The organism is Sphingopyxis witflariensis (genome assembly GCF_002205635.1).
Taxonomy (GTDB): Bacteria; Pseudomonadota; Alphaproteobacteria; order Sphingomonadales; family Sphingomonadaceae; genus Sphingopyxis; species Sphingopyxis witflariensis.
The window spans coordinates 275941-290327 of sequence record NZ_NISJ01000003.1; the positions used below are offsets into that span (position 1 = coordinate 275941).

At 59.4% G+C, this 14387-nt stretch carries 12 protein-coding genes, 3 tRNA genes and 1 pseudogene; 6 read left to right on the forward strand and 10 right to left on the reverse strand.

The window, feature by feature from the left end; all coding sequences use genetic code 11:
* Positions 1–60 precede the first annotated feature (60 nt).
* Both CDQ91_RS07840 and CDQ91_RS07845 read right to left on the reverse strand, forming a co-directional pair.
* Positions 61–486 carry an SHOCT domain-containing protein gene (locus tag CDQ91_RS07840; protein WP_158213637.1) on the reverse strand — a complete coding sequence of 142 codons (426 nt, stop codon included), beginning with the start codon at positions 484–486 and terminating at the stop codon, positions 61–63.
* 943 nt (positions 487–1429) lie between these two features.
* The gene (locus CDQ91_RS07845) at positions 1430–1630 is read right to left on the reverse strand and encodes a hypothetical protein (protein ID WP_144036722.1); all 201 of its coding nucleotides are present in this window, start codon (positions 1628–1630) and stop codon (positions 1430–1432) included.
* A gap of 236 nt (positions 1631–1866) precedes the next feature.
* Between CDQ91_RS07845 and CDQ91_RS07850 the strand changes: the two are divergent.
* The 3 genes and pseudogenes from CDQ91_RS07850 to CDQ91_RS07860 all read left to right on the forward strand — a co-directional run bounded on the left by CDQ91_RS07850 (position 1867) and on the right by CDQ91_RS07860 (position 4570).
* A pseudogene (locus CDQ91_RS07850) lies at positions 1867–2959 on the forward strand (IS5 family transposase).
* Positions 2956–3303, forward strand: a complete 348-nt coding sequence (locus tag CDQ91_RS07855; protein WP_201791875.1) for a hypothetical protein — start codon at positions 2956–2958, stop codon at positions 3301–3303. Before CDQ91_RS07850 ends, CDQ91_RS07855 begins: the two are co-directional and overlap by 4 nt.
* Before the next feature lie 217 nt (positions 3304–3520).
* A complete protein-coding gene (locus CDQ91_RS07860) occupies positions 3521–4570 on the forward strand; it encodes a hypothetical protein (RefSeq protein ID WP_144036723.1) in 1050 nt (349 codons plus the stop codon).
* Between the two features lie 125 nt (positions 4571–4695).
* Here the strand turns inward: CDQ91_RS07860 and CDQ91_RS20995 are convergent, their stop codons facing one another.
* Both CDQ91_RS20995 and CDQ91_RS07875 read right to left on the reverse strand, forming a co-directional pair.
* Positions 4696–5589, reverse strand: a complete 894-nt coding sequence (locus CDQ91_RS20995) for a hypothetical protein (RefSeq protein ID WP_144036724.1) — start codon at positions 5587–5589, stop codon at positions 4696–4698.
* 377 nt (positions 5590–5966) lie between these two features.
* The gene (locus CDQ91_RS07875; protein ID WP_144036725.1) at positions 5967–6263 is read right to left on the reverse strand and encodes a hypothetical protein; all 297 of its coding nucleotides are present in this window, start codon (positions 6261–6263) and stop codon (positions 5967–5969) included.
* 113 nt (positions 6264–6376) lie between these two features.
* On the opposite strand from CDQ91_RS07875, the gene CDQ91_RS07880 reads away from it, so the two are divergent.
* Positions 6377–7437, forward strand: a protein-coding gene (locus CDQ91_RS07880) for an IS630 family transposase (RefSeq protein ID WP_201791876.1) whose coding sequence is annotated in 2 segments (ribosomal slippage) — positions 6377–6869 and positions 6869–7437 — 1062 coding nt in all. Because the reading frame shifts where the segments join, the coding sequence is not laid out codon by codon here.
* Between the two features lie 194 nt (positions 7438–7631).
* Here the strand turns inward: CDQ91_RS07880 and CDQ91_RS07885 are convergent.
* A tRNA-Glu gene (locus tag CDQ91_RS07885) sits at positions 7632–7706 on the reverse strand.
* A gap of 161 nt (positions 7707–7867) precedes the next feature.
* Positions 7868–9145, reverse strand: coding sequence for a tyrosine-type recombinase/integrase (locus tag CDQ91_RS07890; protein WP_088472166.1), 1278 nt, complete (start codon positions 9143–9145; stop codon positions 7868–7870).
* A gap of 98 nt (positions 9146–9243) precedes the next feature.
* Here CDQ91_RS07890 and CDQ91_RS21235 point away from each other — a divergent pair.
* Positions 9244–9330: transfer RNA gene (locus CDQ91_RS21235), tRNA-Glu, on the forward strand.
* 570 nt (positions 9331–9900) lie between these two features.
* Here the strand turns inward: CDQ91_RS21235 and CDQ91_RS07895 are convergent.
* Both CDQ91_RS07895 and CDQ91_RS07900 read right to left on the reverse strand, forming a co-directional pair.
* Positions 9901–9975 (reverse strand) — tRNA-Gln (locus tag CDQ91_RS07895).
* A 76-nt stretch (positions 9976–10051) separates the two neighbouring features.
* Entirely contained in the window at positions 10052–11137 is a 1086-nt protein-coding gene (locus CDQ91_RS07900) for a branched-chain amino acid aminotransferase (protein ID WP_088472167.1), read from the reverse strand.
* 78 nt (positions 11138–11215) lie between these two features.
* Between CDQ91_RS07900 and CDQ91_RS07905 the strand changes: the two genes are divergently transcribed.
* Entirely contained in the window at positions 11216–11728 is a 513-nt protein-coding gene (locus CDQ91_RS07905; protein WP_088472168.1) for a MarR family winged helix-turn-helix transcriptional regulator, read from the forward strand.
* A 93-nt stretch (positions 11729–11821) separates the two neighbouring features.
* On the opposite strand, the gene proC is transcribed toward CDQ91_RS07905, so the two are convergent.
* Entirely contained in the window at positions 11822–12652 is an 831-nt protein-coding gene (proC, locus tag CDQ91_RS07910; protein ID WP_088472169.1) for a pyrroline-5-carboxylate reductase, read from the reverse strand.
* Positions 12653–12671: 19 nt separating this feature from the next.
* Complete coding sequence (locus CDQ91_RS07915; RefSeq protein ID WP_088472315.1) at positions 12672–14348, reverse strand: alkaline phosphatase family protein; 1677 nt, start codon at positions 14346–14348, stop codon at positions 12672–12674.
* Between the last annotated feature and the right edge of the window lie 39 nt (positions 14349–14387).

The following is a 14387-nucleotide window of genomic DNA, read 5'->3' on the forward strand; positions in this document are numbered from 1 at the left end:
GAAGCGAGGTTGCGGCCACTTAGATAGCCGTGCGATATCGTGCTGCACTGGCTAATTAGATCAACGCCTCAGAAGCTTCGCCTTCGTCTGTTCAAACTCTTCGGCGGTCACGACCCCATCCTCATGCAGCTTCTGCCATTTCTGTAACTCGTCCGCGACAGAATATGAGGTCAGCTTATCGCGGCCTATGATCTGAGCTGAATCTCTCGTTTTTTGTGCGCGAAGTCGAACCCCCTTGACCTTGTTTAAGTCTATTACCAATCGTTGCCAAGGAAGAGAGATTATGCCTGCCGTGATAGCGAGAAGGCCGAGAGCGCCGTAGTATTTTGACAGCTCATCTTTGAGATGTGAGGAGCTTTCAAAAGAGAGCAGTTCAGAAATCTGCGTGTGTAGATCGTAAGCGCAATACCCGAAATATAGCGCACAAACCCCCAGCATGGCGTACAATCCACGTCGTGCTCGTTTTATTCTTAGCCCTTCGTCCATCCGGCCCCCTGTTCCTGTTCCTGCTGGCATAGGTGGGAACGATAGGTCAATCCTTCTTGAACAGGTGCAGGGACGGTGGCCGGCACGTTGGGCCGCTGTTGCTCCATTTCCACAATTTGCCGATCGCACTCGGCGACAATCTGGGGGCTAGGCCGTTCCGGCACTGGATATGATCGAGAGGGAAGCATACTTGGAAAGCTTTGGTCCGCTCTGCGCCCGGCCTAAGTTGTAGCTGGCCGCGAGGCGACTCCATGAAACCTGCCGCTTGCGTATGTCGAAACGGGGCGTCGGCTACGCGCCTAAAAAATGTCATTCAGGACAGTGGGGCCAAAGCCAGATTGCGGCCGGTAGACCACGTGCGTCGACTGGTCGACGAGAGAGTAGTGGCGGCGGGCTTGCGCCGGAAGGACTATCGACAGTGCCGCAGCAACATTCCAAATGTCGGCAATCATAGATTTTACGCCCAAAAGTCGACTGTCTCCAACCGGTCAGTCAACATGTGGATGGACGGCTTTGCAGCCGATTGAACTGATGGGGCCGGTCACTTCGATGACTGGGGTCATTGCGCAGGATTGATCCAGCCAACGCGTATCTGGGCAAGTGTTTCAACCGAGGTTGGGCTTGTTGGCGGAACCTGCGTGGCGACTGCGTTGCTAATCCTCTGGAAAAAAGGCGGATGAGCTTGCTTGCTCCGCGCCGGCGCGCATTGAGACGAACCCCGCTTGAACCCTGGGTGACAGTCGTCCGGCCTTAAACTGCACGAAACGTATGTAATTTATCGAGTAATGGCCGAGGAATGTGAAGCCCCCCCCTCCCCGCTGACATGATTCCGGGGCTTGTCGATTGGATTATGGCGGCGTAACAGAAGAAGGCGGCGAACGGGTCATCCCAGACCGATACCGCTGCTCAACTTATGGGGGCACTCTTCGAGGCGCCCCCATTTCTATTCGAAGGCATCTCGAAATATAGCGTTGACTACTTCATTCTCGAGGCGGGTGAGCGATGCCAGAACATAACTGACCTCGACCTTGAGTAGCGCGGCTGTCTCGGGTGTGAGTTTTCCCTTCGCCGCTCCGATCGTCTCGAGAACGACATCCAGCGGCAAGGTGATGGCCGCTAACTCAAGATCAGTTTTCAGGGGCATCTCAGATGCCTCTTCTCTGATTGGGGCCTCTAGGGTCAAGCTCTTTCCTCGCGGTTTTGATCGTTCCCATGGATCACTCGCTTCTCTCCGCGGTCGGCGCATGAGATATCGTTGTGCTATGACTTTTGGGGGTATCGCTGGGGGTATCGAGCACTAACAGGCTGCTGAAAAAGGCCTTTCCTCTGGCGCCCAGACGTGATTCTATCCTGGTCGTTGGCGGCGGACGGGATGTAACAATGCGAGGTTCTGATGAACGGTCAGGGAATCTGTTTTCCTATGTCGATCTTGAGCAGCGCGTGCCTATGCGGCATCCGTTGCGGGCGATCCGGGTGATCGTGAACGAGGCGCTGGCGGACATGGGTCCAGAGTTTGAGGCGGCCTATTCGAACATCGGTCGGCCCTCGATCGCACCTGAAAAGCTGCTGCGGGCGCTGTTGTTGCAGTTGTTCCATGGCATCCGTTCGGAACGGCAGATGATGGAGCGGCTGGACTTCGACCTGTCATTCCGCTGGTTCGTTGGGGTCGGCATCGACGATGCGGTGTGGGATGCCTCGACCTTCTCGAAGAATCGCGAGCGGCTGCTCGACGGCGAAATTGCGGCGCGCTTTCTATCAGCGATCCTGGCCCGACCGCAGGTGAAACGCCTCCTGTCGAGCGACCATTTCTCGGTCGATGGCACGCTGATCGAGGCGTGGTGCAGCATGAAGAGCTTCCGCCCGAAGGAGGAGGCTGGCGCGGATGGTCCTCCGCCCGACGCACCAAGCGGCCGCAACGCCGAAGTCGATTTTCGGGGCGAGAAGCGCCGCAACGAGACACACGCCTCGACCACCGATCGGGACGCGTTGCTCTACCGCAAGAGCCCCGGCACGGGCGCCAAGCTTTGCTACATGGGTCATGTTCTGATGGAGAATAGAAACGGGCTGGTCGTCGATACGGAGACCACGCGCGTGTCGGGACATGCCGAACGGCTGGCCGCACTCGCGATGGTCGACGGCATCGTCGATCCGAGCGGTTCAAGGCGGCGCCGACAAGGGATATGACGCGCGCGACTTCGTTGCCGAACTTCGTGAGCGCGGTGCCACCCCCCACGTTGCCCAGAACCAGAACGGCCGACGCTCCGCGATCGATCGCCGGACGACACGCCATCCCGGTTACGCCAGCAGCCTTCGGATCCGAAAGCGGATCGAGGAGGTGTTCGGCTGGTCAAAATCATCGGCCGGCCAAGGCAAAACCCGCTTCCGCGGGCTATCGCGCGTCCGCTTCGCCTTCACCCTTACGGTCGCGGCCTACAACCTCATCCGGCTGCCCAAGCTACTGGCGTCCGGATGATGACGGATATCGCCGACCGCATCGCTGGCAAATGGCGGATCGTCGAAACCGCCGCCTGGGACAAGGGACATCTCGATCTTTGCGGTCCAGCCTTCATCGAGATCGACGCCCAGGGCCGAGGTGGCATGGCCTTCGGGGCACTGGAAGCATCGCTCGACTGCGGATTTATCCCGGGCGGCATCGACTTCGAGTGGAATGGTGCAGACGAAGGCGATCAGGTCGCTGGTGACGGATGGGCGGATCTTCGCGACGATGGCTGCCTCGAAGGCGAAATCGTCTATCATAATGGCGACGAAACTACCTTTATCGCCGCACCATGGACGCGTCTTTCAGCAACCTGTTAACGGTCGGATGCTGCATCCAGCGGCGATCTTTATAAGCGGTTCTGTCTTCATGCAGCGGCTTGGATTTCCAAGACGCAAATGGAGTGCTACCCATAAGAAATTAATGATAACGGAGAGCCACAAAGGCACAATATAAACTTAATGATTGGTCGATATGGCATAGAAAATCACTCGTCAGCCATTGCGAGAAATCATTGACCAAAGTTAGAGAATCAGCATGAACACGAACAATAATTCTGGAATGGCTATATTGTTTTTGGTCGCCTTGCTTCTGGCATGGCCCACATTCGGAATTTCAATCCTGTTGTGGCTCGGCCTAGTCTTCGTCCAAACGAAGCCGAAGATCGAAAAAATCGACCGCGCCAAGGAGGTGGCAAGTGTAATTCACCCACTTTTCACAGGTCGACACGCGGATTTCTACCGCGCGCTCGATGTCCCGCTTGTTTTCCAACCACGTGATCAGCAACGGGACGCAGTTCAGGCGGGACAGCATATCGTTAATTATCTTGCTTATAACCCCGAAGAAGCTGCGATTTTCATGCAGGGTTTGGCGAAGTGGAAAGACAAGGGCAGCGCTGGGCTATGCCATCCAGTAGCTGCAGCAGAGTTCGAACGCGATTTCGAGGCAAAACGCGAGATACACCTGACTTCTTATAGGGCGATTCAGGCCCTTATGGCTAACAATCCGAGCCTTCACTGTTTCCGGAACGTGGATTTTTCGAAGCTGTCCACGGAAATCGCCGCCATCGAATTCAAAATCTCCAGCGGTCAACTGCCCACCGCTAACGCTCTTCCCTCACGCTCAAATGCAACTTCCAAAGAAGCGCAAAACGAACGTGGCTTCTTTGCAGCATTCGATGATCAACGACAGGCCGTGAACGGAATGCCGTTAGCCGAGCAGCGCCGGTTCCACGAAGAAATGGGTCTAGGATTCAGCCTCGCTTGGAAAGGCGCAGGCGTTCTATCAGACATCGCCAAAATAGCCGACCGGCACTTCAGCAAAGACAAGTCAGAGTTGATCGATTTTGCAATTCAACATCTTGGCAGCGAGGGTGGTGGCATCCCCACTGCATACTCGGAATTTTCCTATGACGACATTGTTGCCTACATCCACTTAAACCGCTGCGCCATAACCACATCCATCGAAAACCCAATCAACGGATGGATGCAGTTTCAGCATGAATTGGGAGGGCGATGTTACGAGGTGACGCTTGGACGGGCCTTCGACGGGATCGGTGCGGTTCTGCAGTCGCGAGCTATAAGCTAACAGGTCGCTGGTGACGGATGGGCGGATCTTCGCGACGATGGCTGCCTCGAAGGCGAAATCGTCTATCATAATGGCGACGAAACTACCTTTATCGCCGCACCATGGACGCGTTTTTCAGCAACCTGTTAAAGCCTTGTCCCGACCGGAAGCTCTACCAATTCGCTATGTCCATTAGCGGCGAGTTCGCAAAGCAGCGCCGACCAGCGAGCTGGGAGCGCCCCATCGGCCGCGTATGTCGCGATAGCCTCATCGAAGCGGCCAAGGCGGCGCAAAATGTCGCCACGTACGAGGCTATGGCCATCGATCAACGCCAGCAAACCAAGCAACCGCTCCATATTCTCTTCGGTATCGGGCGGGAGGACGCAGGGAGGGCGCAAATAAAGAAGTTCCCCGCTTAAAGCATGACGACTCATTTCCGCCTCGTGAAGCGCGAACGCCCAGTCCGCCGGGGACCAGTTCGTCGGGGGCGCCTCATAGGCCTTATGTTCTGCAATCCTCTCATCGAGGCGACGAAGCCCCCGCATAATGTAATCACGCTGGCGACCGAAATCATCGGCCGACGCCAGCAACTCCACATTTTCTTCCGGATGGGGCGCTGGGGCGCAGAGACCAGGTGGCAAAGCCGAAATCGCAGCATCCGCAAGGGGGGACTGCATTCGTTCCTCCTCCTCGATGTCCCACCAGCATTGAAGCCTGACCAGCCGCTCCGTTCCTTCACTCCTCCAGAGGCGCAGGCGAATTGCAAGAGAGACATCTTCTGGCCGACACTGCGAAATCATCCCTGTTTGGGGAGATGATGGTCGATGCATGCCATCATATTCGGGATTGCCTTCATCCGCGGTGAAAACCGCTCCACACCGACACGCCAATACCCCCGCCTCTGTCTGGCAATAACCTCCTCGCCCCCATCCGTCCGACCATTGCCGCCAACCCGAACTGTTGGTTGAGGCCATCAGTGGACATGTATCGGTCTGCCCGCAATCCGGGCACGTCACTTTAGAATATGAATAGCTGGTCATGCGCTACAGCCCCTTATTCGGGAGCGTCCACGACAGGCAACCATCCCTCTTCGGAACCGTATAGGAGGCCAATTCCAAACCCGATGAGGCACCAGACCATTCCGGAAAGGTGAATGCCCCACAACTGGAAATGCCAGCCGATGGAATGCACCCAATATAGAGCCACCGCTAGAAAGATCATTCCCATTACGATGGCCCCTCGAACGGGTTGTTCCGTGTAACGAAAAGCCAAGGTGATCCCTCCCCCGGCGGTCAACGCAAGCAATGGAGCGATCATTCCCGCCAATCCAAGCCAAACCCCTTCCCGAAATATTGCTACGCCGCCCGTCAAGAGCGCTGCCGTCCCGTATAGGTATCGGATCCAATACATCACGATCTCACACCTCCGCACCCAGTTCGCTTCTGTGCCGCCGTTCCCGAAAGCTGCGGAAGGCGGAGAATATTGCCGTCGCCAATGCGGTAGCGAGGCTAACGCATAGAATGTCTCGCCCCCATCGGCTCGATGCGCCCAGAGCAAAATGGATCGCCACGCAAACCACAATCGCGATAAGCAACAGGAAATAAGAGATTGGCTGACTGGGAGGCTTGCGAGCCACCAGATAACCCGCAATCAACACCTGCGGATTTCCTAGCATAGCCGTTGTCCAGCCCAGTATTCCTACAACCTCATTCATTGCCCGTCTCCCGCCAACAATGCCTTATACCAAAACCTGTTAAATCTGACTCATAGGGGCTTTTGAGAATAGCCGTATTGTGATTCAACATCGCAAACTGGAGGAGGTTTGCGATGTCGGTTCCGATCAAGGTTCGGGATGATTTCAGTGCCGTAGATATTCGGGGGCATGCCCGGCGTTGCAAGGATGGGGCGCAAGTGCGCCGCTTGCTGGCGATTGCGACGATCCTGGACGGCGGCAGCCGCAGCGATGCTGCTCTTATTGGGGGCGTGACGCTACAGATTGTGCGGGACTGGGTGCTGCGCTTCAACGCGGATGGGCCGGAAGGTCTTGCGACACGCAAGGCGCCGGGGCCGCAAACGATCCTCAATGACGGGCATCGGCGCGCGCTGGAGGAGATCGTCGAAGCCGGTCCGATTCCTGCTGTTCACGGCGTTGTGCGCTGGCGGATCATCGACTTGGCCCAGTGGTTGTGGGACGAGTTCAGGATATCGATCAGCAAGCAGGCCCTCGGGCATGAGCTGCGGACCATGGGCTATCGCAAGCTCACGGCCCGTCCGCGGCATCACGGGCAGCGCCCCGAAGATATTACCGCTTTTAAAAAGTCTTCCCCACCCGTCTGGCGCAAATCACCCGCCAGCTTCCCAAAGGAACGCCTATAGAGCTGTGGTGGCAGGACGAAGCTCGTGTCGGCCAACAAACCAAGCTCACCCGGCGCTGGGCAAGGCGCGGCACTCGCCCCTGTGCGCCGAAGGATCAGCGCCGGTCCTCGGCATGGATCTTCGGGGCGATCTGCCCTGCTGAGGGCAAGGCTGCCGGCATCGTCATGCCCAAGTGCAACAGCGAGGCCATGAGCATGCATCTCGAGGAAATATCTTTCCATGTCGCGCCCGGCGCGCACGCCGTCGTCTTGCTCGATCAAGCCGGATGGCACGGCTCAGCCGAACTCGCCGTGCCGCCAAACATCACGCTCTTGCCACTGCCACCCAGATGTCCGGAGCTCAATCCGGTCGAGAATGTCTGGCAGTTCATGCGCGATAACTGGCTGTCGAACCGCATCTTCAAATCCTATGACGATGTCGTCGATCACTGCTGTTACGCCTGGAACAAGCTTGCCGATCAGCCTTGGCGCATCATGACCTTGGGGCTCCGCAACTGGGCCCACAGGTACTGATCAGCGAGTCTTGGTATTAGAGCCCGATCCGAAAGTTGTTGAGCAATACCAGCATCTTGTGATTCAGCCGTCTTTGTCGAGAAGATGGAGGAAGCGATGGGATGGACTGGTATTTTCACACTCATAGCCAACGATGCTTATTTGACGGTTATTTGATAAGAAAGGCGGTTTTCAAGCTAAATGCTTGAAAACCGTGGTGACCCCTACGAGAATCGAACTCGTGTTTCAGCCGTGAGAGGGCCGCGTCCTAACCGCTAGACGAAGGGGCCGGCATGGGTGCCTAGGCTGTGCGAGCCGATGTCAGAAATTGACCGCCCTGTCTAGCACACAACCTCACTGAACTAGCGGCGCCCGCAAACCGCGACCCCATATATGGGCGCTTGCCGAACGCCAATATCTGGAAAACCCTTCAGATGATCCAACGCCTCGCTTACCCAACAAGCGGGACGACTGCACGCGCAGTCAATTCCTCGAGCCCATCTGTGATCCACCTACTGTAATGTCGCTCGATCATTTGCACACTGGTATCATGGCTCGCCGCGACCAGCCGAATGGGCAGTCCAGCTCGAATGCCTCGGACGATGCTGGAATGCCGCAAAGAGTAGACGACGACGTCCTGAAGCCCGGCGGCCTTCAAAACCTTGTTCCACATGCGGGTCATCTCTGATGCCGTCTTCCATGGAACTCGTGCGGTGCGTTTCCATTCGGCGACGCCCGTCTGCTCGTGATGCCAGCGCTCCAGAAGCGGTGCGCTAGGTGACCGCCCCTCTATTGCAGGTGTCAAGGCTTCAAGAACATCTCTTCCCACAGGCACCGGCACCCGAACAATCCCGTATTTCTTCCCCTTCCAGCTATTGGGTACAAGCAACCTAGAATGCTGAATCTGGACGTCACCGACCAAAATCCGCTTGGCTTGCGAGAAGCGGGTTCCTGTTGCCGCCAGCACGATCACCAATCGAGCGAAGTCACCCTCTTGATCAAGCGCTTGAGCCACTTCGATGACCCTCCGAATCTGCTCGTCCTTCAGGATCTGGCTCTCGCGCACCTCCTGAATCGCATCGTCTGAAACGGCTTCGTCGAGGGCCAAACCAAACTTCACCGTTTTGTCGAAGTCTGTGGGAAGGACGGCTCGGTTGGGAATGAATGCGAGATTGAGGGCGGCCTTAAAATCGTTGATCAACCTTCGTTTCGTTGCAAGCTTGAGATCTGCATCTAGGCAAGAGAGCCACGTCTTGAGATGGTGATCGCGCAGGTCGCATAACGCCTTTTCGGCAAGTTTGGGCTTACTCAGGACGTGCAGCGTGAGCCGGGAGGACGCGTCGGAACGGGAGGGGCGCCCTTTTCTCACTGTATCCCGCGCATCACGCATTGCAGTGTAGGTTTCAACGGCAGACTTAACCGTCACAGGCGGCCCAGCCGCTTCGAGCCGCACGCGCAAACGAGCTTGTTCAACGGTCACACGCGCGGCTTTGACGGCGGCCTCGTAGCTAAGATTGCCTTCGCTCAGCACATCGTCAGCGGTACCAAGCTTAGCCTGACTATATTTTTGGTCGCCGACATACCAACGAGCCAGCCAGCGACCGCCGCGCTTACCCTTGCGGTAACCGATGTGCACATCCGGATCGATGCCGCGCCAGTAAATTCCGTCTTCCAACGCCTTGCGAGCCGACCGGCTCGTAATCGCTGTTTCCGTCAAACGTCGCGTCATACATGCCTCAATCTGTCAAATAACCGTCAAATATACGTCTGAAAACGTCGGTGGACGAGAACGGACTATACACCTGTATTTACGCTATATTTTATCTAGACAGATGAACAATACAAGCACAAAAAGGGTTCAAATCCCGCCCTTTCACGGCGAAAACACGGGTTCGAGTCCCGTAGGGGTCACCAAGTATCAGGGGTTCACGGGCGGAAGATCGCCGCATGCCGTCCGTTCGCCGTGTTATAGCTCCGGCCTACTCTGCGGTTCAGACCGGCTCATAGGCTTCGAAGCGCTTGGAGGCGTTTTGAATGCTGGCAGCGAACAGGATGACACATCCTCGCCGCACCATGGCGTAGAACTGATCAAGACTGGCGACGTGGCTCAGCCGTAAATGAGGCGAAGAATGTCGCGGCCTCCGTACGGGGTCAGTATGAACTAGCCACCAGCCCGCTGAACTTGGCAGCTTTGGCGTTTGAGACTGCACGGTTCTGCCTGACTGCCAAAGCCCCTTGGCCGATGTCGGTCTAATTAACGTGTGGCCGCGTAGAACGTATCGTTAAACGAACGATTGCCGCGACAGATACAGACCGGCGATCGCCGCATTCAAGCGGCCCGCTCAAATCATAACTTGCAATCGCGCCTGTGTAGATTCATCGTAGTTTCACAGGGGCCACGGCTAGGTGCCACGGGGTGTGGCCTCCGTTTTTGATACGCAGAGATTCGTTTTTATTTTCAGATAGTTGTAGATCTGCACCGGCTGGCTGGGGCGGCAGGATTCGAACCTGCGCATGGCGGCATCAAAAGCCGCTGCCTTACCGCTTGGCGACGCCCCATCGGGCCGGTGCGTGGGCGCTCTATAACGTGGAGCGCATGAATGGCAAGTTGGCTGAGCGCCCTGCCCCGATCAAATTAAAGCCGTGTGACCCAGCCGTGCGGATCGGCGGCGCGGCCGCGCTGGATATTAACCAGCTTGTCCTTGAGCATGCCCGTCACCTGCCCGGGGCCGCCGGCACCGATGGTGAAGCTGGTCTCGCCGCGCGTCACCTTGCCGACCGGCGTCACCACCGCGGCGGTGCCGCAGGCGAAGCTTTCGGTTAATCGACCAGTTTCTGCATCAGCCTGCCACTGGTCGATCGCATAGCGTTCCTCGCGCACCGTCAATCCGGCGTCGCGCGCGAGCGTGATGATCGCGTCGCGGGTGATGCCGGGCAGGATGGTTCCGGTCAGCGGCGGCGTGACAATGCTGCCGTCGTCGAAGACGAAGAACATGTTCATGCCGCCCAGTTCCTCAATCCAGCGGCTCTCGGCGGCGTCGAGGAAAACGACCTGATCGTGGCCCTTGGCGATCGCCTCACGCTGTGCGACGAGGCTGGAGGCATAGTTGCCACCGCATTTGGCAGCGCCGGTGCCGCCGGGCGCGGCGCGGGTATAATCCTCAGAGACCCAGAGCGAGATCGCCGGGGCGCCCGACTTGAAATAATTGCCGACCGGCGAGGTGATGACGAGGAACTGATATTCGGCCGCAGGCTTCACGCCGAGGAACACTTCGCTCGCGAACATGAAGGGGCGCAGATAGAGCGCCCCGCCATCGACCGGCGGGAACCAATGCGCGTCGGCGGCGACGGCTTCCTTCACCGCGGCGATGAACATATCCTCGGGCAGTTCAGCCATCGCCATACGGCGGGCGCTGGCGTTGAAGCGCGCAGCATTGGCTTCGGGCCGGAACAGCGCCATCGAGCCGTCGTCGAGGCGATAGGCCTTCAGCCCTTCGAAGATTTCCTGCGCATAGTGCAGCACAGCGGTCGCCGGATCGAGCGTCAGCGGCCCGCGCGGCATCACCTGCGCATCGTGCCAGCCCTTTTCCTCATTATAACGGATCGACACCATATGGTCGGTGAAGACGCGCCCGAACATCGGATCCGCAATCGCCGCCGCGCGTACATCGTCCGTGACCGGATTGGGGTGCGGCAATTTGGCGAAGGCGGGAGCGCTCATGATGAAAACCTATGTTTTAAGGGTTGATCGGTGCGCGCCTCTTGCCAAAAGAGCGCGCCGCGCGCAACGCTAGTCACCATGAATGAGGAAAATTTTCTTTCACAAGTACCCGCTGCCTCTGCACTTTTCTTGCGCGAGGACGAAGTTCGCCGGGGGATCGAATTTCTGTTTTTCGCTCATGCCGCACTGTGGCGGACGATCGACGCACGGCTCGCCGAAAAGGAACTGGGCCGGGCGCATTATCGGGCGCTCTATTTCATCGCGCGTCAGCCGGGGCTGACGATCACCGATCTGCTCGCCTTGCTGGGGATCACCAAGCAGTCACTGGGCCGCGTTGTCAAGGAGTTGGAGGCGCGCGAGATGCTGACGACGCGCCCCGGCAATCGCGACCGGCGGCAGAAGGAGCTGCGCCTGACCGAGGACGGCCGCACGCTGGAGAAGTCGATCTTCGTCCTGCTGCGTGACGCGATGAGCCGCGCCTATACCCATGCGGGGCAACAGGCGGTGACAGGGTTCTGGCAGGTCAGCGAGGCGCTCGTCCCACCGCGCGATCGCGCACGGGTGGCGTCGCTGGGGCGCGAGCCGGGCTGAGGGCGTCGTCCCTGCGAAGAGGCAGGAGCGCCCACAGCCGACCTTAGGCTATGCTGCCAGCGACCCCCGCCTTCGCGGGGGCGACAGTTTACGTCAGCCGTTGCCGCGCGCGAGGTCGGCGAGTTCGCGGCCGCGGTCGCGCGCCGCGCGCAGGACATTGGTGAGCAATGCCGTAAGCTGGCCGTCGCTATCGAGCACGTCGAGGCCCGCCTGCGTCGTCCCGCCCTTGCTCGCGACCTGTGCGATCAGCACGCCAGGCTTTTCTCCACTGTCGGCGAGCAAAGCGGTCGAACCGCCAAAGGTCGCGGTGGCGAGCGTCAGTGCGTCTTCTGCCGACAAACCGAGTCGCTCGCCCGCCGCAGCATAGGATTCGATCAGGCGAAGGACGAAAGCAGGGCCGCTGCCGGTGAAGGCGGTGACAAGATCCATCGTCGAATCATCGGCGAGCGTCACGATCTGCCCGAGCGGATCGAGCAATGCGCTCACCGCCGACGTATCGGTATCACCGAGCGAAGCGACTGCCGACACCCCCGCGCCGATGCGAGCAGCGAGGTTCGGCAGGATGCGGACCTGCGCCCGCGCATCGGGGAAACGCTCCGCAAGATCGGACAGCGACACCCCGGCGAGGATCGACAGCAGATGGACGTCGCCGGTCGCGAGCGGCGCAAGGTCGGCGGCGACCTCCCCCAATTGCTGCGGCTTCATCCCCAGCATAACCCAGTCGGCGGAGCCACCCGCAGCCTGCCACTCGGCCAGTGACACATATTGGGTCATACCATCGCGCGGCGATGCGAATGGGTCGACCACCGCGACCCGCGCCGGATCGAGCCCCGCCGCGATCCAGCGATCGAGCATTGCTCCGGCCATATTGCCGCAGCCCACCAGCAACAGCCGGCCGGAGAAGTCGCGCAAAACCTTGGTCATAGTTCTTCTTTTCTTGTCCTTAGCGGCAGCTGCTTTCGGGACCCGAAATCAGGTCGAGGCAACGGCCATCGATCTTGGTCATATCGACCGGCAGGCCGATCAACGAGGCCAGCGTCGGCAGGATATCCACCGTCATCACCGCATTGGGCTGTTCGAAACCGGCGAGCCCCTTGCGCCAGAAAAGCATCGGTACGCGCCGGTCATAATCCCACACCGACCCATGCGTCGCAACATAGCCAAGGCCCGATTCGGGAATCGGGGTGACACGCGGCTTCAGCACGACGATGAAGTCGCCCGACCGCGCCGCGTTATAGGAGGCGCGGAGCTTGTCCATCAGGTTCCAGACGTCCGGTGCACGCTTCGAGACCGGATGCGCGGCAAGCTCTTCGCCGGTCACGACCGCCTCGACCTGGTGGTGGGCGCGGAGCCGGGTGGTGATTTCGGCCATCGCCGCCTTGCGCTGCGCCGGGGTCAGCGCCTTCGACAGATAGAAATCGCCAAAGGGTGCGTCGCCATAGAGCAACGGCTGCGGCAGGCCGAGCTTTTCGGCGACTGCCTTGCCCAGTGCATCGGGGCCGAGCGCGGGGTCGACACGTTCGGCGGCGGGCCAGGCATTCTGGCGGTTGCGTTCGGGCAGGTCGTGCCCGCCATGGTCGGCGGTCAGCGCAACTGCATAGTCGATTCCGGTCGCGTCGAGCCGTGCAAAGAAATCGCCGAGTTCGCGGTCGAGCCCTGCCATTTGCAGGCACATTTCGGTGCCTTCGGTGCCGGTGCCATGACCGACATAGTCGGTCGCCGACAGGCCGAGAATCAGAAGGTCGGTGGTGTCGCCTTCGCCGAGTTTGCGCGCCTGACGCAGCGCGGCGCCGGCCGCGAGCACCGCGCCATCGGCTTCGGGCGAAGCCATGAAGCGGCGGAAATCGCCGCCGTCGCGCGCGAGGCGCCCGGTGCCGACGGTGCCGCCCTTGTCGCCGATCGGGATCGCAATATCCTGCGCAGCGCAGTCGGCGGGCAGCGTCAGCCCGGGGCGCGACTGCGCGATTGCAGCGGCGATCGCCGTTCCCGCCTGCGTCGCCGTCGGCGACAGAGTGATGCCGCGATAGCTGGTGAGGCCGCCAGGGAAGAGCCACATCAACTCGTCGGCCTGATGTCCGCCCATCATGATCGCCGCGCGATCCTTGCCCGCGACCGAGACGACCTGCGCCTTGGGATCGCGCGCCTTCATCAGGTCGCCAAGCGTCGGGACGAGCAGATGTTTGACCGACGGTGCATATTTGCCGCTACCCGACGCCGTGTCGGCGACGCTTTCATCCTCGGCGCAATAGAGGCGCTTGTCGGCGCGCGGCGTCGACAGGTCGAAATAATTGTTCGCGATGATGCCGGTGCGCGACGGATGGCTACCGGTCAGGATCGTCGAATGGCCGGGGCAGGTTTCGGTTGCACCATGCGCCTGATACCCCGACGGAAAGACGACGCCCGAAGCGAGCCGCGCGAGACCGCCCGTGAAATGGCCACGATATTGGGCGAACAGGTCGGCGGAGAATTGGTCGACCGCGATCATGATCAGCAGCTTTGGCGGTGTCGTCGCCGCGGTCACTTTCGCGGCGGGCGCGTTCTGAACCGGAGCGGGCGCGTCTTGAGCGAGGCTGGCACTGGCGCCGGCAACGCAAAGGGCGGCAGCGAGGGCGGTGGTCAGGCTTTTGATCGTCACAAACTTGTCTCCGTTTCTGGGTCC